We start from the raw sequence: 17,843 nt of genomic DNA, 5'->3' as shown, positions 1-17,843 counted from the left end.
CACTTCCTGACCTGAATGCGACGGAGTCTGTAGTCATGGCGAACACGAGTGCGCGGATGCTGCGACTGCTCTCCCTGCTGCAGACCCACCGCTACTGGCCGGGCTCGGAACTCGCCGGCCGGCTCGACGTCAGCCCGCGCACCCTGCGCCGCGACGTCGACCGGCTGCGCGAACTGGGCTACCCGGTCGACGCCAGCCGCGGCGTGGCCGGCGGCTACCAGCTCCAGGCGGGCGCGGCCATGCCCCCGCTGCTGCTCGACGACGACGAGGCGGTCGCGATCGCCGTCGGGCTGCGCACATCCGCGGTGGCCGGTTTCGAGGAGACCTCCGTACGGGCCCTGGCCAAGGTCATCCAGCTGCTGCCGCCCCGGCTGCGCCGCCGCATCGACGCGTTACGGGCGGTGACCGCCCCCGGCGTGCTCGGCGGCGGGCCCACCCTGGACGCGGCCGCGCTGACCACCCTGGCGATGGCGTGCCGGGGCGAGGAGCGGCTGCGCTTCCACTACAGCCCACGGGAGGGATCGTCGTCGTCGCGTTACGTGGAGCCGCACCACCTCGTGCCGATCGGCCGCCGGTGGTATCTGGTGGCGTGGGACCTCGAGCGGGGCGACTGGCGCAGCTTCCGCGTCGACCGCCTGGCCGGCCCCGAACTGACCGGCGCCCGGTTCCGCCCCCGCGACCTGCCCGGCGGCGACCCGGCGGCCTGGCTGCGCGCCCGCATGTCGAGGATCCCGGCCCGCTACGACGTGTCGGTGGTGCTGGAGACGCCGGCTGCTTCGTTGCGCGCGCTGATCGGCCAATACGGCACGGTGGACGAACTGGGCGAGGCAACGTGCCGCATGCACATGAACACGGACGACCTGGGCTGGCCGGTCATGGTGCTGGGCGTGATGGGCGTGCCGTTCACCATCGAATCCCCTGACGAACTCCGCGACAGCGTCCGCGCCACAGCCGAAACTCTGCTTCGCGGCGCCACCGCAGCCCCGTAACCCGCCCGGCCCGCCGGTGCGACGACTTTGGACGGATCGGCGCCCCCGTGGCGCCGATCCGCACGAATGAAGCTATCGGTCCCCTCCGACACTTTTCCGAGCCACATAAGCCAGAACGTATATAAGCCTTCACGGATATCGCGGAGGCGGCGAAGGCCCGAAAATGTCAGAGGGTGCGGGCAGAATCTGGGCCATGACGACGATCGGTGCGATCTTCCTGCCGAGCAATCCTCCCGAGACCCTGCGCTCCGTCGCCCGGGCCGCCGATCAGGCCGGTCTGGAGGAGCTGTGGCTCTGGGAGGACTGCTTCCTCAACGGCGGCCTCACCGCCATGACCGCCGCGCTCGCCTCGACCGAGAGACTGCGCGTCGGCGTCGGCATCATGCCGGTGCCGTTCCGCAATGTGGCCTCCCTCGCGATGGAGCTGGCCACCCTCGGGCGCCTGTTCGGTGACCGGGCGTTGCCGGGCATCGGCCACGGCGTCCAGGAGTGGATGGGCCAGGTCGGGGCCCGTGCCGCGTCCCCGCTCACGCTGCTCCGGGAGTATGCGACGGCGCTCGGTGCGCTTCTCCGCGGCGAGACGGTCACGGTCGACGGGCGCTACGTCAAGCTCGACAACGTCCGGCTCGACTGGCCGCCCGAGGTGCCGCCGGTGCTGTCGATCGCGGCCGGTGGACCCAAGACGATCGCGCTGGCCGGCGAGGTGGGCGACGCCGTGGTTCTTTCCGGCGGCACCACCCCGGCCAAGGTGGCCGAGGCGGCCAAGGCGGCGCCCGACGCGCAGATCGTCGTGTTCGTGCCGGCCCTCACGGGCCCCGGCGCGGCCGAGAAGCTGGCCCGCGACGCCGAGGTCTACAAGACCGACTATCCGGGCCTCGCCGGCTCGCCCGCCGAGATCGCGGCCGGCGTGGCCGAGTTCGCGGCGGCCGGCGCGGGCAAGGTCATCCTGCAGCCGGTCCCGGGCGAAGACCCGGCGGCCTACGTGAGCTGGGTCGCCGAGGAGGTGAAGCCACTGGTCGGCTGACCCCGTCCGGCCCCGGCGCGACCGCCCCGGAGCGAAAAGCTCGCTCATCGCCGGCGCGCGCCGGCCTGTGGGCGTCGGCCTGGCCTGCCGCGCGGTGGTGGGCGGTGGTCCGGCCTGCCGCGCCGCGGTGGGCGTCGGTCCGGCGCGGCGGACGGCCTCGTCGTCGCGGTCGATGTGTGCGCGGGCGGTGGGCGGGGCGGTATGACACTGGTCGCGAAGTCGCGCTCGGCACGAGAGCGTTCGATAGCCTCGGCCGATGCGCTTCGGGCGAGGACGCCGGGGCGGTGCGTAGCGGGTGCGGTTCGCGGGGGCGGGTCGCGGTGGAAGGGTGCGGCGTGATGCGGTACGTGGCGATCGGGGACAGTTTCACCGAGGGCGTCGGTGACGAGCAGCCCGACGGCTCGGTGCGCGGGTGGGCCGACCTGGTCGCCGCGGGGCTGGCCGCCGGCACGGGCGAGACGGTGCAGTATGCGAATCTCGCGATCCGGGGCCGGCTGCTCGGGCCGATCGTCCATGAGCAGCTCGAGGCCGCGCTGGCCCTGTCGCCACGGCCCACGATGCTGACGCTCGCCGGCGGGGGCAACGACATGATGCGTCCCGGTGGCGACATGCGGCGGCTGGCCGAGCTGACCGAGAAGGCGATCCAGCGCTGCTCCGAGGCCGGCGTGCGGATGGTGCTGCTCAGCGGAGCCGACCCGTCCGACCGGCTGCCCATGGGCAACCGCATGCGCCGCCGCGGTGAGGAGCTCACCCAGTCGGCGATCGAGCTGGCGAAGCGCTACGACATCACGCTCGTCGACGCCTTCCACGACGTCGAGCTGCGCAAGGCGGGCTACTGGTCGGCCGACCGCCTGCACCTCAATGCGGCCGGCCACACCCGGGTGGCCGGCCTGGTGCTCAACGCGCTGGGCTACGAGCGGGCCGCCCACGTGATCGATCCCGGCCCGGTCGAGGGCCGCCGCGTGCTGGCCGAGGCCCGCTACTACCGCGAGCATGTGCTGCCCTGGCTCGCCCGCCGCATCCGGGGCCAGTCGTCCGGCGACTTCCGCACGGGCAAGTTCCTCGACTGGGCCGAGGTCAACCCGGCCTGATCAGACTGCGCCGAGGTCAGCCCGGCCTGATCAGACTGCCCCGAGGTCAGCCCGGCCTGATCAGACTGCGCCGACGTCGCCCGGCCGGATCAGGGCAGCGGGCGGCGGCGGATGTGGTCGTTGTGCCATTCGCTGCCGACCAGGAAGCGCTTGGTGCCGACGATCTCGAAGCCGTTCTTGGCGTAGAACTTCGCCGCCCGTACGTTCTGCTGGTTGACGCCCAGCCAGCAGAACGCGGCCCCGGTCGCGCCGGCCGCGGTCAGCGTGTCGGTCATCAGTGCGGCCGCGGCGCCCGAGCCGTGCTGGTCGGGAGCCACGTAACACTTGCTCAGTTCGATGCTGACCCGCTCGTCGATCACGGCGGACACGTCCGGATCCTTGATCGGGCCGCCGACCAGCATCGAGTAGCCCACCGGCACGCCGTCGCGGAGCACCAGCAGCAGGATGCGTTCCGGGTCGGCCAGATAACCCCGGAAGCTCGCCACCGACAGGTTCGTGGCGATGAAGGCGTCGATGTCCTCCTGCCGGGTTCCGGGTGGACAGGCCAGCCCGAACGTCCGTTCGGCCAGATCGTGCAACAGCTCCGGGTCGGCATCTCCGGCGCGACGGGTCGTGATCGACATGGAAAGACAGTTTATTGTTCCTCATCGTGAGCGCTCCCACGATGAGACAACTCGGTGACGTCATTCCGCTGCCCGCATCGGTCCGGCCTGACGCGACCGCCGACTTCCGGGTCACCGCCGGTGTGTCGGTGAGCGCCGCCCCCGCGGCGGCCGCCGTCGCGGGCGAACTGGCCGGTCTGCTGCGCCAGGTCACGGGCTTTCCGGTGCCTCTGGCGGACGGCGGTGCGGTCCGGCTGCGGCTGGATGAGACCGTCGACGAGGCGAAGTCCCCGGAGTCGTACCGGCTCGACATCGCCGCCGACGGCGTGACCCTCAGCGCCCCCGCCGCGCAGGGCCTCTTCGCCGGCCTGCAGACGCTGCGCCAGCTGCTGCCGGCCCAGGTCGCGGCGGAAGCGGCCCCGGCCGAGGTCGTGCTGCCCGGCGGGCGGATCGAGGACGAGCCGCGTTTCGCCTACCGCGGCACGATGCTCGACCTGGCCCGGCATTTCTACGGCCCGGCCGACATCCGGTCCTACATCGACACGATCGCCCAGTTCAAGATCAACCACCTGCATCTGCACCTGACCGACGATCAGGGGTGGCGCCTCGAGATCGAGGGCTGGCCGCGGCTCACCGAGGTCAGCGGGGGCGAGGGCACCGGGATCGACGGCCAGGGCCCCGGCTTCCTGACCGCCGCGGAATATGCGGACCTGGTGGCGTACGGGGAAACTCGGTTCGTCACGATCGTGCCCGAGATCGACCTGCCCGGTCACGTCAACGCGGCGCAGGTGGCCTACCCCGAGCTGACCTGCGACGGCGAGCCGGTGCAGCCACGCACCGACGCCGAGGTGGGTTACTCCTCGCTGTGCGCGAACAGGGAGGAGACGTACGCGTTCGTCGACGACGTCATCCGGGTCGTGGCCGGCCTGACGTCCGGTCCGTTCCTGCACATCGGGGGCGACGAGGCGCTGAGCACGACGGCCGAGGACTACCGGACGTTCATGACGCGGGTGCTGCCGCTGGCCGGCAAGTACGGCAAGCGGGCGATCGGCTGGCACGAGATGGCCGCCGTCGAACTGCCGCCCACCGCGGTCCCGCAGTACTGGCGGATCGAGCCCGCGGACGACGGCGTCGCGCGGGCCGCCCAGAGCGGGCACCAGGTGATCATGTCGCCGGCTGACCGGAGCTACCTCGACATGAAGTACGACGAGTCGAGCCCGCTCGGTCTGGACTGGGCCGGGCTGCTCGGGGTCGAGCGCTCGTACGACTGGGACCCGGCCGACCGCCTGCCCGGCGTAGGTGAGGAGTCCCTGCTCGGCGTCGAGGCCCCGCTCTGGTCCGAGACTTTGCGCAGCCTGGCCGACGTCGAATACATGGCGTTCCCCCGGCTGCTCGCGATCGCCGAGATCGGCTGGACGCCGCGTGCCGACCGGTCGTGGCCGTCGTTCCGGCAGCGGCTGGCCGAGTTCGGTCCCCGGTTCGAGGCCCAGGGCGTCAACTTCCACCGCTCCCCGGAGATCGACTGGAAATAATGTCTCGCAAATCACCGGCTCGACCCTGTGGATAAGTCAATTTGCCGGTTTTACGAGGCGTATTTTTTGGCCAGCCCCCTGTGGTGCGGTGGGGAGGGACTACTGGGGGATGACGATCTTCACGCCGCTTCTGGGGCGGGCCGGCACGCGGCTCAGGTCGATGTCGGTGTTCTGCGGCGGCAGGTAGTAGTCGAGTTTGGCCAGCCGCTGCACCAGCGTCCCCAGCACCGCGATCGTGATCTTCTCGCCCGGGCAGCGATGCCCCGACCGTGGATCACCACCCCCTTGCGGGATCAGCTCGAACTCGCCGATCCTCCGCCCCAGGAAGCGTTCGGGCCGGAATTCGTACGGTTCGGGCCAGACCCGCGGGTCGTGGTGCTGCCCGTAGACGTCGAGCAGCACCAGCGTGCCCTTGGCGATGTCAGTGCTCTGGAACCGCAGGTCCCGTCGCGCGCGCCCGCCCAGGAAGGGTGCGAAGGGATAGAACCGCCGCACTTCGTGCACGAAGGCCAGCGTGTAGTCGTCGTCGCCCGAGCGGAGCGGGGCCCGCGTTCCCGGCCAGCGGTCGAGCGCGTGCCCGGCGAAGGCGGCGAGCCAGGCCACGGCCGTCGTGGGGCGGATGATGTTGATCAGTTCGACGGCGGCGGTGCGCGAGTCGAGCAGGTAGCCGTTCTCGAGGTGGTGCGCGATCTTGGACAGGGGCTCGCCGGTGGGTTCCTGACGGCGTGCGGCGTCGATGAGCCCGGCCAGTTGCCGTTCACGCCGCCGCCGGGCCAGCCGGGCCCGCAGGTGACGCGGGCCGAGGGTCGCGAAGCCGTCGACCATGGCCACGAGGTCGTCGTCGAGAGACCCGTCTTCCGGTACGCCGGTCCACCGCGCGGCCGCCTCGGACAGCACCCGGGCCGTCTCGTCGAACAGCGACACCGGTCCGCCGCCGCGCAGGCCGTCGATCGTCTCGTCGAAGATCTTGCCGGTCAGCGAGGCCAGGGTGTCGATGCCGTCCTCGTGCATCAGCAGTTCGACGAAGAGCGCCTTGCGGGCCCGGTGCGCTTCGCCGTCGAGGGTGTGCACGCCCCGGCCGAACAGGGTGTCGACCACGGGGGCGGGCAGCGCCGTGTGCCGTTCGAGGTGGCCCTGCTCGTAGAAGAAGCGGGCGGCGTCGGGGCCGCTGATCGCCACTGCGGACTGCCCGCCGATCCGCAGCGCGATCGGGCGGCCGTGGCTGCGGCGTCGAAGGTCGGGGAGCCAGGCGTACCCCTTCGCCCCGAACGCCAAGGTCTGGTCGAGAAGCGCCATACGGTCCGTATCCCCTCGCGTGACTGCGCGAAACCGCCTCGAAAATCTTCCTTATTTTTCCTTCCGTCGGACTCCGCGTCTGGGGTTTCCGTCGGAGGGCCGACCTACCCTGGGGCACGCGTCGGGGGTGTGAAGTCGAAGGGCCGTCCCCGGGGCGAGCGTCGAGAGATGGGGGCAAGGTGCGACCAGGGTTGAGGTCCGCGGCGATGCTGGCCGGTTTCCTGGCGGTGGCGTGGCTGCAGGTCGCCGCCGTCCTGCTGGTCGTGCTGCTGGTGCTCCAGCCGCTGCCCGGCGAGCGGGCTCTGCAGGTCGCGGTGCCGCTGGTGATCGCCGTGGCGGGCCTGCTGTGGTGGGCCACGGTGCGCGCCCTGCGCCTGCGCCGACCGGCCCCGGCCGGGGTGCCCGTGCTGCGCCAGCACGCCCCCGCCCTGTGGACGATGATCGACGACGCGGCCGCCGCGGCCGGGGTGAAGCCGCCCGCCGGCGTGACGATCGTGGCCGGGGCCGACGCCACCGTGGCCCAGCCGCTGCGCCTGGGCGGTCTGGCCGGTGGTCCTCGCGAGCTCTACCTGGGGCTGCCGCTGCTGCAGGCGTGGGACGAGTCCCGCGTCCGGGCCGTGGTCGCCCACGAGCTGGCGCACGGCTCGCCGGCGCTGGGGGGCCGGTTCGCCCCGATGGCCCGGCGCGGCCGGCTCGCCCTGGGCCGGATCGTGCCGCGCATCCCGCGTCGCAGCCCGGCCGGTCCGCTGCTGCGGGCGTGGGCCCGGTGGTATCAGGTGGTCGACACGCCGTACAGCCATGAGCAGGAGCTGGCCGCCGACCGGGTCGCGGCCACGTTCGCCGGCCCGCACGCCGCGGCCGCCGTGCTGCGGGACGGCCCCGCTCTGCAAGCCATGCAGCAGCTTTTCCACGCCGAGTATCTGAGCCCGGGCTGGCAGACCGGCCTGGTGCCGGACGATGTCTTCGGCGGTTTCCTGCGGGTGCTGGCCGCCCGCGGTGACGACATGGCCGCGCTGCGGGCCCGCGAGCCGGAGCCGCCGGGGGAGTGGGATCCGCATCCGCCGCCGGCCCAGCGACTGGCCGCCCTGGCCGAGCTCATCCCCGAGGGGCCGGAGCCGCCGGGCCGCCCGGCCGGTGAGCTGGTGCCCGACCTGCCGGGCCTGGGCCGGGCGTTGCAGGCGGTGGCGTTCCCGCCCGGCACCCGCGCCGTGGTCGGGTGGGACGAGTTCTTCGGGGTGGCCCGCATCGCCGAGATGGAGCGGGAGGCCGACGCGTCGCTGCGGGCCCTGTCGCGCGCCGCCGGCACGCCGGTGACCGGGGCGGCCGACATGCTGGATCTGGCCGCCGACGGCCGCCTGCGCAAGGTCGCCGAGACGGTCTTCGACGACCTGCCCGCCGACGAGGTGTCCGGCCGGGTCACCGACCTGATCGCGTTGCTGCTGGCACTGGCCGCCCTGCACAGCGGCGTGGCCCGCTGGCGGCACAGCTGGACGGGCACGGCCGAGCTGGTCGTGATCGACGGGTCCTATCTGGAGTTGCAGGCGCCCGCCGAGGCCGCCGGCGACCCGGCCACGGTGGGGGAGGTGCGGGAGTGGCTGACCTCGATCGGCGTCGATCTCACGGCGTCGGCGACGACCGCGCGGCATCATTCGGCCCGCGTCCCGGTGCTCGGCGGTGTGGTCGGCATGCAGGTCGACGGTGTCCGCACCGACTTGCTGGTCCTCGAGACCGGGCTGTTCCTCGTGCCCGCCCTGCCGCGCACCCGCCACCACGAGTCCCGGCGCCGCCTGACCCGCCTGGCCGCCGACGGTGTGCTGACCGACGGCTCCCCGGCGGCCGCCGAGGCGGCGGCGCCGGCGACGACTGCCACGGCCACGGCCACCTTGGAGAAGCCCGCCGCCGACAGCCGGTTCGTGCCGTTCGCCGACGTCGCCTCGGCCTCGGCCACCCGCAGCGGCCGCCGGGCCTGGGAGATCAAGCTGCGTGACGGGGGCTCCCTGAGCGTGCGCTCCACTCTGGACTCCGAGGAGCTGCCGGGCGGCTGGGCCGCCCTCGACGACGCCGTGGCGTTCCTGGCCCGCACCCGCTGACCGGGACCGCAACCGGACCGGGACCGCAACCGGACCGGGACCGAGGCCGCAACCGGACCGGGCCGGGATCGGGGCCGTACCGCGGCTGCCGCGATTGCGTGGACAAAGCGGACACACCGCACCCGAGAGAGTGATGGCACCACGCCGGGTGAACTCTGCGCGCTCGCGGCCCGTGCTACTGGACAGGCGCGGGTCGCATAGGCGACCGACGAGTGAACGATTAATTACCGCACGTCACAATATCCACGCGGAACGTTCGCTTTACCGCTTCCGATAACGGGTAGAGATGTGTCGGGAGTCGGGGGAAGATCCCAGTGAGGCGGGGAGGCCAGACATGGACCGGGGGCCATTGGCGCTGTTCGGCGCGATAGTCGCGGTCGGGCTCGGCCCCGCACTGTGGATGGGCGTCCAGCTCGGCGCGGTCGGTGGTGGCAGTCCGGCCCGCCCGCCCGTGGTGAGCGAGCAGGGCGCCGCCGAGAAGACCGGGCAGGACCTGCTGGGCGGCTCCGGTGCGGGCGAGCAGGCCGACACGAACCCGGCCACCGAGCCCCGCGGCCACATCATCCCGCTGACCACGTCGCCCTCGGCCGAGCCGTCGCCCAGTGCCAGCGCCGAACCCGAGCCGTCGCCGTCCACCACCTCGCCGTCGACCGAACCCACGGCGACGACCTCGACGCCGAGCGATCCGCCGACCGAGTCCACGACGGAGCCGACCAGCGAGCCCACCGAGACGACGGAGCCGCCGATCGACGACGAGACGGTTCCGCCGTCGCCGCCCGGTGACGACGAGCCCGAGGCGAGCGGCAGCCACCCGGGTTACGTCGGCGAGCGTTCGGCCAAGTAGGTCGCGGCCAGCCCGCGGGCCGTCGCGGCGAATTGTTCCCGCAGCTCGGGCGGGTCGAGCACCTCGGCCTCGGCGCCCAGTTTGAGCAGCTCGATGTGTCCGTGCCGGATCGACTCGATGGGCACCCGGGTGACCAGCCAACCCGTCTCGTCGGGCGGCCCGGCCTCGGCCCGTGCGACCCGCGACATCTCGGGCGGGAAGACGTACGCCATCCGGGTCAGCGCCTCCGCCGTCATCCGTACGGTGGCCGTCGCGGTGTAGACGCTCTGCTCGTAACGCTCGGTCCATTGGCGCCAGAATTCGGCCAGCTCGAACCCGGCCGGACGCTCCGCGGGCTCGTCTTGTAACTCCGCCTCCAGGATGGCGGCCACCCGGTAGGCAGTGGTCCGTGTCCCCGCGGCGGCCACCAGATACCACCGCCCGGCCTTGAGCACGACCCCCAGCGGATGCAGCGTACGGGTGACCTCGCGCGGCGTCTTCCAGCGGCGGTAGCGAACTTCGAGCACCCGCCCGCTCCACACCGCCTCGGCCGCGACTGACAGATAGGGGGTCGGCTCGTCGGCGCGGAACCACCCGGGTGCGTCGAGATGAAACCTTTCCCGTACGCGGTCGGCCCGGTCGGCCAGGTCGCCCGGCAGCGACGCCCGCAGTTTGAGCTGCGCCGCGGCCAGCACCGAGCCCAGGCCGAGCTCGGCGGCGGGCCCGGGCACGCCGGCCAGGAACAGGGTGCCGGCCTCGTCGGAGGTCAGACCGGTGAGCCGGGTCCGGTAGCCGTCGAGCAGCTGGTAGCCGCCGGCCGGTCCGCGGTCGGCGTAGACCGGCACGCCCGCCGCCCCGAGCGACTCGACGTCGCGGTAGACCGTGCGTACCGAGACCTCGAGTTCGCCGGCCAGCTCCTGCGCCGTCATGCGCCCACGGGTCTGCAACAGCAGCAGGAGCGAGAGCAGACGGTCGGCGCGCACGGTTCGAACGCTAACGCCGAAAAGGGGGAGCCGGTGGCTCCCCCTTTGGGTTGCAGCTGATCAGAGCGCGGTCAGGCGGTTGATGATGTCCCGGTACGCGCGCAGCTCGACCCGCAGCTTCTCGGTGTCGTCGGCGTTGCCGCCCAGGCTGTCCCGCTGCGCCTTGAGGGCGCTGGTCAGCTTGTCGACCGCCTCCCCGACCAGCTCGGCGGCCTCGGCGGTGGCCGCCTTGGGCTCGTCGACGAAGCGCAGCTGGATCTCGCGGAAGCGCTCGGTGAAGGTGTCGCCGTCCGCGAGCAGCCGGTCGCCGGTCGGGGCGGCGGGCTTGGCGGGGGTGGCCGGAACGGCGGCCGCCGCGACCGCGGGAGTGGGCTCGGCGGAGGGCTGGGACTCCTCGCCGTCGAGCGTCTTGCCGGTGGCCGGGTCGACGGCCTGGGGGCTGTCGAAGGTGCCGTCGTCCTTCAGCGTGTCGTCGCCGCGAGCGCCCTCATCGCGAGTGTCGTCGAGCGACCGGCCGGTCGTCGGGTCCACCGCCTTGGGGCCGTCGAAGCTGCCGTCGTCCTTGAGCGCGGCGTCCTCCGGCGACTTGCCCGCGGGTTCGTCGGTGAGCGGCAGGTCGACCGGCGAGTCCTGCGGGCGGTCGGCCGCGGGGACGTCGGTGTGCGTGGCCTTGTAGGTCGTGTCCTCGACGACCGAGCCGTCCGGCCCGTACGTCGTCGTCTTCGTGACCTGCTCCTGATCACGGTCGGAGCGGTCGGCCGGGTCGGCGCGGTCAGCGAGGTCGGAGCGGTCCGTGACGTCGGCCCGGTCGGCGTCGTCACGGCGCTCCGGGCCGCGGTCGCCGTGGTCGGCCCCGTCGCGCGGCGCGTCGCTCCACGGCGACCCGGCCCGCTGCGGCGGCACGACGACAGGCTGGGTGCGGTCGGGATCGGTCTGGGTCTCGTTCTCTTTCTCGTTCGAGAAGAACTTCATCGCGGTGGCTCCTAGCGGCGGGTGTCGCGGGTGGGGGACTCGGTGTCGTCGGGGGCCGTGCGGGGGGCCGGGACCGGCGCGTCCGAAGTGGACGCGGAAGTAGTACTACCAGCCGGAGCCGGCGACGTAGTACCGATCGACGGCACCGGGTCGGTTCCGAGCAGGTCGGCGAAGAGGGCCCGGTAGTGGACCAGGGCCTGCCGCAGATCCTCGGTGTTGGCGTCGCCCGCGCTGTTGCGCCGGCTGATCTCGTGCGCCTTGCGGTAGTGCTCGAGCGTGCGGGCGTGCTCGACCGAGAGGTTGGCCAGCCGCTCGTCGTACTCGCCGGTGGGGTAGCCGCGCTCGGCGATCAGGCGGGTGACCAGGTCGTCGGCCGCGGTGACGGCTTCCGACGGGTTGTCCACGAACTGGATCTGCACTTCTTCCCAGTTCGCCGCGTACGTGTTCTGCGCCTCGGGGGAGAGCGGCTTCAGCTCGAGCGAGGCGTGCCTCTTCTCGCGCTCGCGAAGTTCCTTCTCGGCCTCCGTGCGGCTCCCGGCGTCGGCGACCACCCGGTCGTACTCCGGTCCGAAGGTGTTCTGCAGTTGCTTGCGCCGTACCGCCTGGACGCCGAACACGACCGCGGCGATCACAACCAGGATGACGACGATCAGAATGATCGTGGCTGTGGTGGACATGGGGCCTCCTCTTATCCGCCCCCCGGTATTCCCATCCACCAGGTGTCGTCAATCCCCTCCGCAGGGTTCGGTTTCGCCCGATCTTGAGCTGCTCTCGGTAACCACCTGATCACAGTGTCGTAAGCATGACCGGCCGGGCCGTGCCGATCTCACCGGTTAAAAAGGACTTAAGCCAGTTTTTAGGTACGCCGTCGTGGTGGCTCGCTCCGAAGTCTTTACGTATTCTCCCGGCGTACGCACACGAGCGGAGCCTGATGAAAAAGCGTTACTGGTCGATCCGTTCGAAGATCATCGTGTTGGTGGCCGTCCCGTTGACGGCCCTGCTGGCACTGTGGCTCTTCGCGACGGCGCTCACCGCCGGACCGGCGTTCAACCTGCTGTCCGCCCGTACGGTGCTGGACAACGTGGGCAACCCCGGCATCGAGCTGGTCGGCCAGCTGCAGCGCGAGCGACTGTTCAGCGTCGAATATCTGGCTGCCACCGGCCCGGTCACGCAGTCCCTGCTCGACCAGCGCAGCGCCACCGACAAGCAGATCGCCGAGTTCCGCCGGCTGGCCGAGGGGGACGACGCCCGGGGCGCCACGAGCGGCCCGCTGCGCGAGCGGATCGACGACTTCCTGGTGCAGCTGGACAGCCTGACCGGCAACCGGGTCCACATCGACAAGCGGTCGATGGACGAGCTCGGCGCGCAGAACCTGTTCAACAGTGTGATCACCGCCGGTTTCCAGACGTTCGCGGCCACCGCCACCTTCAACGACCAGCGGATCGACGGTGAGCTGCGGGCGCTGACGACTGTCGGTCAGGGCCAGGAATACCTGAGCCGGGTCGACGCGCTGGTCGGCGGGGCCACGGCAGCCGGCCGGTTCACCCCCGAGCTGCGCGGCCAGCTCATCCAGGACGTCGGCACCGCCCGCTTCCTGCTGGCCCGCGGCGTCGAGGACATGGCCGAGAGCGACCGCGCGGCGTACAACGACCTCAGCGGCGGCACCGCCTTCGACCGCCTGGACAGCCTGCTCGACCAGCTGGTGCAGCAGAGCCGCGACGGCACCGCCACGCCGGTGAGCAGCGCCGAGTTCCGCCCGTCGTACGTGGCCGTCGCCCAGGAGCTGCGGGCGTTCGAGATCGCGGCGACCGACGCGCTCACCGATCGGGCCCGCCCGGTCGCCGAGCGGGTGCTGCTGCGCCTGGGGCTGGCCGGCATCCTCGGCCTCGGCGCGCTGGCCTTCTCGCTCTACCTCTCGGTGCGGGTCGGCCGCTCGATCGTCGGCCGTCTGCGCCGCCTGCACGGCGAGGCCCGTGAGATGGCCGCCGAGCGGCTGCCCACCGTGGTCCGCCGGTTGCAGCGCGGCGAGGAGGTCGACGTCGACGTCGAGACCCCGCCCCTGGAGTACGGGCACGACGAGATCGGCCAGCTGGGCCACGCGTTCAACGAGGTCCAGCGCACGGCCCTGCAATCGGCGGTGGAGGAGGCGAACGTCCGGCGCGGGCTCAACGAGGTCTTCCTCAACATCGCCCGGCGCAGCCAGACCCTGCTGCACCGCCAGCTCGCGCTGCTCGACCGCATGGAGCGCCGCGAGACCGAGCCGCAGGAGCTGGAGGACCTCTACCGCGTCGACCACCTGGCCACCCGCATGCGCCGCCACGCGGAGGACCTGGTGATCCTGGCCGGCGCCGCGCCCGGCCGCGGCTGGCGCAACCCGGTGCCGGTGATCGACGTCGTGCGCGGCGCGATCAGCGAGGTCGAGGACTACAAGCGCGTCGACATCCGCTCGGTCGCGTCGTCCTCGGTGCTGGGCCGCGCGGTCGGCGACGTCATCCACCTGCTGGCCGAGCTGCTGGAGAACGCGGCCTCGTTCTCCCCGCCGCATACCCGGGTGCAGGTCACCGGTCAGGTGCTGCCGCACGGGTACGGCATCGAGATCGAGGACCGCGGCCTCGGCATGACCGCGGAGGCGATCGACGAGGCGAACCGCCGTCTCGCCGAGCCGCCCGAGTTCGATCCGGCCGACAGCGCCCGCCTGGGCCTGTTCGTGGTGGCCCAGCTGGCCCACCGGCACGGCATCCGGGTTTCGCTGCGGGCGTCCGCGTTCGCCGGGGTGACCGCGATAGTGCTGGTGCCGGCCGATCTGATCGTCGCCGCCGGTCCGGTCGCGGAGCTGCCCGAGGGCGGGTCGACGGGGGAGCGCCCGCTGGTCGGTTCGGGCCGCAGCGACGCCTCGCCGTCGCTGGCCGCGTTGCAGTGGCAGGGCGGCGAGGAACTGCGGCAGGTCACCGCGTCCGGTCAGCCGATCATCAACGGCACCGCGCTTCCTGGCCCCGAGACCCACCAGCCCGTACGGGGTGTGGTCACCGGCAGCCAGCATCGTGAGCCCGCGCTTCGCAGCGGCCCGGCGCCCAGCTCGGTGGCCGAGGGGCTGAGCGAGGAGGGGCTGGTCCAGCGCCGGCGCGTGCGCCGCCCGGCCGAACCGGCAGCCGACCCGGAGGCGACCGTGCCGGTGGCCGACCTGGGCCCGGTGCGGGCGGAGCTGGAGGCGCTGAACGCGGCGCCCGCTACGCCGCAGCGGGCGGAGCCGCAGCGGCCCCGTATCCCGGCGCCCCGCTCGGTGCCGCGGAACTCGGCGCCGGCCGGGGCTCCGATGCCACCACCGGCCGGGGCTCCGATGCCCCCACCCGCGCCCGGGGAGACCACTGAGGACGGTCTGCCCCGCCGGGTGCGTCAGGCCAACTTGGTGCCGCAGCTGCGCCGCCCGGCCGGTGAGCCGCCGGCCGAGCCCGAGGCCCAGCTGCGCTCGCCGGAGCAGGTGCGCAGCATCATGAGCGCGCTGCAGCTGGGCACCACTCGCGGCCGCATTGACGCCAGTCGTTACCTTGAGTCGGGTGGGGCGTTCACTCCAAGTAACAATTCCACCGCTGGCGGCGAGAGTGCTCGCGGTGGTGAACGTCATACAGGTGCCAAATCTGCAAATGAAGATCGGTCTAATGCGGACGACACGGGCATTGCCGGTCCGGCGAGCGCCGGATCTTTTGCAGATGCGGCTACCGTCAGTTTCCCGGCGATCGTGAACCTGGCGCTCGCGCGGGACGACAAAGCGAACGAGGATGCGGCCAACGGCGGGCGATCATCCTCCGGCGAAGACGTGACCAGGCCGGAAAAGGACGCATAAGTGACTCAGACGACCAACCAGCGCGCCCACCTCACCTGGCTCCTCGACGACCTGGTGGAGCGGGTGCCCACGGCGCAGCAGGCAGTGGTGCTCTCCGCCGACGGTCTCCTCATGGGAGCGTCGGCCGGGCTGGCCCGCGAGGACGCCGAGCACCTGTCGGCCATGGCCGCCGGTTTCCAGAGCCTGGCCAAGGGCGCGAGCCGGCATTTCCGGGCCGGCCCGGTGCGTCAGACAGTGGTCGAGATGGAGGACGCGTTCCTCTTCGTCACGGCGGCCGGCCAGGGCGCGTGCCTGACCGTGCTGGCCTCGGCCGACGCCGATCTGGGCCTGATCGCGTACGAGATGGCCATGCTCGTCACCCGGGTCGGCCAGAACATGAGCGCCCCTGGGCGCTCCGCCGCGATGCCCGATGCAGGCTGATTCACCGCGGGCCGCGCACGACTGGCTCGACCACGACGCCGGCCCGGTCGTGCGCCCCTACGCGATGACCCAGGGCCGGGTGGCCCCCGAGGGCGGCGAGTTCGACCTGGTCGCGTTCGTGGTCGCCATCGCCGGGGAGCACCCGCAGGACGCCGGGCTGCAGCCCGAGCACCACGCGATCGTGGCCGCGTCCTGGGAGCCGATCTCCGTCGTCGAGCTGGCCTCGGCCCTCGACTTGTCGATCGGGGTCGTCCGGGTATTGCTGGGTGATCTACGCTCGGCGGGACTCATTTCGCTGTACGAACCCCCGGCGGCGTCCCAGCCGCACGATGTCGACGTACTCAAGGCGGTTGTCAATGGACTCCGTGCGCTCTGACCGCAACGGCGCGTCGTCGCGCATCCCGGTCGCGCTCAAGATCCTGATTGCCGGTGGATTCGGCGCCGGGAAGACCACGATGGTCGGCTCGGTCAGCGAGATCCGCCCGCTGCAGACCGAAGAGGTGCTCACCGGGGCCGAGGGCGCCGACGACACCGGCGGCGTGGAGGGCAAGACCACCACGACCGTGACGATGGACTTCGGCCGCATCACCATCACCGAGGACCTGCAGCTCTATCTGTTCGGCACGCCCGGGCAGGACAGATTCTGGTTCCTCTGGGACGAGCTGTCGCAGGGCGCGCTGGGCGCCGTGGTGCTGGCCGACACGCGCCGGCTGGCCGACTGCTTCCCCTCGATCGACTACTTCGAGCAGCGCGGCACCCCGTTCGTCGTCGCGGTCAACTGCTTCGAGTCCGAACAGCGTTTCGGCGCCGAGGCCGTGGGCCGCGCGCTCGACCTCGACTCGGGTGTGCCGGTCGTGCTGTTCGACGCCCGCGAGCCCACCGGCGCCCGCAACGTGCTGATCGAGCTGGTCGAATACGTCGCCCGTCGTCAGCTAGCGGCCGCCGCGCACTGAGCGGCCATCCGGCTCCGGCCCGGTGCGTCGCTGTGACACGGCGGCCAGTGCGGCCACGCCGGCCTGGTGCGTGGCGACGACTGCGCCGTGGATGGCGGCCACCAGCGCGGTCCCCAGCCAGATCGAGATGCCGGCCGCCTCGGCCCCGCTGACGGCGTCGCCGTCGTCGAGCGGCGAAGGATCGACGGCCATGAACACGAACGCGGTCACCAGCAGGCCGGCGTACACCCCGGCCGCCACGAACAGCCGCCGCTCGCGGTGGTGCGCCGCCGCGTACACGAAGTAGATCCACGCGCCGGTGGCGAAGGTGACCAGCGGCGTGAGCACGGCGAAGAGCACTTCCACGTACGGGATCCGCAAGCGCACCGGTGGCTCGTCGGCGACCACCTGGGCCGGCTCGGATACGGCTGCCGGCAGAAGAGGCGGCGGCAGCGGCGCCTGATCGCCCCGCAGCACGCGCCGGTGCGTCTCCTGCAGCAGCTCACCCGGCTCGGTGCCGAACTGCTCGACCAGGTAGTCCCGGGCGCTGCGGAAAGCGGCCAGGGCCTCGGCCTGCCGCCCGCTGCGGGACAGCGCGATCATCAGATGCGCCCGCAGTCCCTCGCGCAGCGGGAACTGCTCGACCAGCCGGGCCAGCTCGGGCACCAGCGCGGCGTCGCGCCCGCGCCCGAGTTCGAGCTCGGCCCAGCGCTCCCACGCGGTCGCGTGTATCTCGGCCAGGCGGGCCCGCGCCGAGTCGAAGAACGGCCCGGTCAGCCCGGCCAGGGCCTCGCCCCGCCACAACATCAGACCGGCCCGCACGAGCTCGGCCGTCGGGGCGCGAGTGGCCGCCGCGGTGAATTCGTGGGCGTCCACGGTGTGTCCGTCGAGGCGGAGCACGTAGCCGGCCGGGGTGAGCGCCACGAGCTCGCCCGGCGTGCGCGGCGCCCGGTCGGGATCGAGCACCCGGCGCAGCCCGGCGATGTGCTTCTGCACGACGTTCGCCCCGTTCTCGGGCGGCTCTTCGCCCCAGACCGCGTCGACGATCTGCTGGGTCGGCACCGCCCGGCCGGCGTTGACCAGCAGGACGGCGAGCACGGCGCGCTGCTTGGCCGGGCCGAGGTCGGCCGGCACCCCGTCGCGCAGCACCCGCAACTCGCCGAGCATCTCGAACCGCACGCCAACTCCCCCCGAAGCGCCGACCTGCGCAAACAGTGAAACGGAAGCGCGACGGCAGCGGCAGCAGCA

16 protein-coding genes are annotated in these 17,843 nt (G+C 72.3%); 10 read left to right on the top strand and 6 right to left on the bottom strand.

Features of this window, described 5'->3' with window-relative positions; genetic code table 11:
• Positions 1-35: 35 nt before the first annotated feature.
• The 3 genes from BKA14_RS25180 (at position 36) to BKA14_RS25170 (ending at position 3,104) form a co-directional block, all read left to right on the top strand.
• Positions 36-989: a helix-turn-helix transcriptional regulator gene (locus BKA14_RS25180; protein ID WP_184953330.1), complete on the top strand. Its 954-nt coding sequence runs from the start codon at positions 36-38 to the stop codon at positions 987-989.
• A gap of 193 nt (positions 990-1,182) precedes the next feature.
• Positions 1,183-2,013, top strand: coding sequence for an LLM class flavin-dependent oxidoreductase (locus BKA14_RS25175; RefSeq protein WP_184953329.1), 831 nt, complete (start codon positions 1,183-1,185; stop codon positions 2,011-2,013).
• A 338-nt stretch (positions 2,014-2,351) separates the two neighbouring features.
• Positions 2,352-3,104 carry an SGNH/GDSL hydrolase family protein gene (locus BKA14_RS25170; protein WP_184953328.1) on the top strand — a complete coding sequence of 251 codons (753 nt, stop codon included), beginning with the start codon at positions 2,352-2,354 and terminating at the stop codon, positions 3,102-3,104.
• An 89-nt stretch (positions 3,105-3,193) separates the two neighbouring features.
• Here the strand turns inward: BKA14_RS25170 and BKA14_RS25165 are convergent, their stop codons facing one another.
• Positions 3,194-3,727: a GNAT family N-acetyltransferase gene (locus BKA14_RS25165; RefSeq protein WP_184953327.1), complete on the bottom strand. Its 534-nt coding sequence runs from the start codon at positions 3,725-3,727 to the stop codon at positions 3,194-3,196.
• Between the two features lie 26 nt (positions 3,728-3,753).
• Here BKA14_RS25165 and BKA14_RS25160 point away from each other — a divergent pair, with 26 nt between their 5' ends.
• Positions 3,754-5,238, top strand: a complete 1,485-nt coding sequence (locus BKA14_RS25160; protein WP_239093462.1) for a beta-N-acetylhexosaminidase — start codon at positions 3,754-3,756, stop codon at positions 5,236-5,238.
• Between the two features lie 99 nt (positions 5,239-5,337).
• On the opposite strand, the gene BKA14_RS25155 is transcribed toward BKA14_RS25160, so the two are convergent.
• Positions 5,338-6,534 carry a cytochrome P450 gene (locus BKA14_RS25155; protein WP_184953326.1) on the bottom strand — a complete coding sequence of 399 codons (1,197 nt, stop codon included), beginning with the start codon at positions 6,532-6,534 and terminating at the stop codon, positions 5,338-5,340.
• Between the two features lie 191 nt (positions 6,535-6,725).
• On the opposite strand from BKA14_RS25155, the gene BKA14_RS25150 reads away from it, so the two are divergent.
• Together BKA14_RS25150 and BKA14_RS25145 are read left to right on the top strand one after the other, a co-directional pair.
• Positions 6,726-8,624: a M48 family metallopeptidase gene (locus BKA14_RS25150; protein ID WP_239093460.1), complete on the top strand. Its 1,899-nt coding sequence runs from the start codon at positions 6,726-6,728 to the stop codon at positions 8,622-8,624.
• A gap of 334 nt (positions 8,625-8,958) precedes the next feature.
• Positions 8,959-9,468 carry a hypothetical protein gene (locus BKA14_RS25145; RefSeq protein ID WP_184953325.1) on the top strand — a complete coding sequence of 170 codons (510 nt, stop codon included), beginning with the start codon at positions 8,959-8,961 and terminating at the stop codon, positions 9,466-9,468.
• On the opposite strand, the gene BKA14_RS25140 is transcribed toward BKA14_RS25145, so the two are convergent.
• From BKA14_RS25140 to BKA14_RS25130, 3 genes are read right to left on the bottom strand one after another with little or no spacing between them, the layout of a single operon-like run.
• Positions 9,441-10,430 (bottom strand): helix-turn-helix transcriptional regulator, encoded by a 990-nt coding sequence (locus BKA14_RS25140; protein WP_184953324.1) that lies wholly within the window; start codon positions 10,428-10,430, stop codon positions 9,441-9,443. The genes BKA14_RS25145 and BKA14_RS25140 overlap by 28 nt on opposite strands.
• 60 nt (positions 10,431-10,490) lie before the next feature.
• Positions 10,491-11,402, bottom strand: a complete 912-nt coding sequence (locus tag BKA14_RS25135; protein WP_184953323.1) for a hypothetical protein — start codon at positions 11,400-11,402, stop codon at positions 10,491-10,493.
• Between the two features lie 11 nt (positions 11,403-11,413).
• Entirely contained in the window at positions 11,414-12,079 is a 666-nt protein-coding gene (locus tag BKA14_RS25130) for a hypothetical protein (RefSeq protein WP_184953322.1), read from the bottom strand.
• A gap of 254 nt (positions 12,080-12,333) precedes the next feature.
• Between BKA14_RS25130 and BKA14_RS25125 the strand changes: the two genes are divergently transcribed.
• Genes BKA14_RS25125 through BKA14_RS25110 form a run of 4 tightly spaced genes read left to right on the top strand, consistent with a single transcriptional unit; the run spans position 12,334 to position 16,616 of the window.
• Positions 12,334-15,243: a sensor histidine kinase gene (locus tag BKA14_RS25125; protein WP_184953321.1), complete on the top strand. Its 2,910-nt coding sequence runs from the start codon at positions 12,334-12,336 to the stop codon at positions 15,241-15,243.
• Complete coding sequence (locus tag BKA14_RS25120; RefSeq protein WP_184953320.1) at positions 15,244-15,663, top strand: roadblock/LC7 domain-containing protein; 420 nt, start codon at positions 15,244-15,246, stop codon at positions 15,661-15,663.
• Entirely contained in the window at positions 15,653-16,039 is a 387-nt protein-coding gene (locus BKA14_RS25115; RefSeq protein ID WP_184953319.1) for a DUF742 domain-containing protein, read from the top strand. Before BKA14_RS25120 ends, BKA14_RS25115 begins: the two co-directional genes overlap by 11 nt.
• Positions 16,020-16,616 carry a GTP-binding protein gene (locus tag BKA14_RS25110; protein WP_184953318.1) on the top strand — a complete coding sequence of 199 codons (597 nt, stop codon included), beginning with the start codon at positions 16,020-16,022 and terminating at the stop codon, positions 16,614-16,616. The genes BKA14_RS25115 and BKA14_RS25110 overlap by 20 nt, the downstream gene beginning before the upstream one ends.
• Here the strand turns inward: BKA14_RS25110 and BKA14_RS43305 are convergent.
• The gene (locus BKA14_RS43305) at positions 16,596-17,774 is read right to left on the bottom strand and encodes an AfsR/SARP family transcriptional regulator (protein ID WP_239093458.1); all 1,179 of its coding nucleotides are present in this window, start codon (positions 17,772-17,774) and stop codon (positions 16,596-16,598) included. The two genes, BKA14_RS25110 and BKA14_RS43305, sit on opposite strands and share 21 nt — an antisense overlap.
• Between the last annotated feature and the right edge of the window lie 69 nt (positions 17,775-17,843).

Source organism: Paractinoplanes abujensis (genome assembly GCF_014204895.1).
Lineage (GTDB): Bacteria > Actinomycetota > Actinomycetes > Mycobacteriales > Micromonosporaceae > Actinoplanes > Actinoplanes abujensis.
The sequence above is the reverse complement of the archived record's forward strand: the minus strand, read 5'-3'. Positions and strand labels throughout refer to the sequence as shown.

Bases quoted from the DNA above. Each gene is read 5' to 3' on its own strand.
- BKA14_RS25165 (WP_184953327.1), bottom strand. From the start codon at position 3,727: ATGTCGATCACGACCCGTCGCGCCGGAGATGCCGACCCGGAGCTGTTG.
- BKA14_RS25135 (WP_184953323.1), bottom strand. From the start codon at position 11,402: ATGAAGTTCTTCTCGAACGAGAAAGAGAACGAGACCCAGACCGATCCC.
- BKA14_RS25110 (WP_184953318.1), top strand. From the start codon at position 16,020: ATGGACTCCGTGCGCTCTGACCGCAACGGCGCGTCGTCGCGCATCCCG.
- BKA14_RS25130 (WP_184953322.1), bottom strand. From the start codon at position 12,079: ATGTCCACCACAGCCACGATCATTCTGATCGTCGTCATCCTGGTTGTG.
- BKA14_RS25125 (WP_184953321.1), top strand. From the start codon at position 12,334: ATGAAAAAGCGTTACTGGTCGATCCGTTCGAAGATCATCGTGTTGGTG.
- BKA14_RS25170 (WP_184953328.1), top strand. From the start codon at position 2,352: ATGCGGTACGTGGCGATCGGGGACAGTTTCACCGAGGGCGTCGGTGAC.
- BKA14_RS25175 (WP_184953329.1), top strand. From the start codon at position 1,183: ATGACGACGATCGGTGCGATCTTCCTGCCGAGCAATCCTCCCGAGACC.
- BKA14_RS25115 (WP_184953319.1), top strand. From the start codon at position 15,653: ATGCAGGCTGATTCACCGCGGGCCGCGCACGACTGGCTCGACCACGAC.
- BKA14_RS25180 (WP_184953330.1), top strand. From the start codon at position 36: ATGGCGAACACGAGTGCGCGGATGCTGCGACTGCTCTCCCTGCTGCAG.
- BKA14_RS25145 (WP_184953325.1), top strand. From the start codon at position 8,959: ATGGACCGGGGGCCATTGGCGCTGTTCGGCGCGATAGTCGCGGTCGGG.
- BKA14_RS25155 (WP_184953326.1), bottom strand. From the start codon at position 6,534: ATGGCGCTTCTCGACCAGACCTTGGCGTTCGGGGCGAAGGGGTACGCC.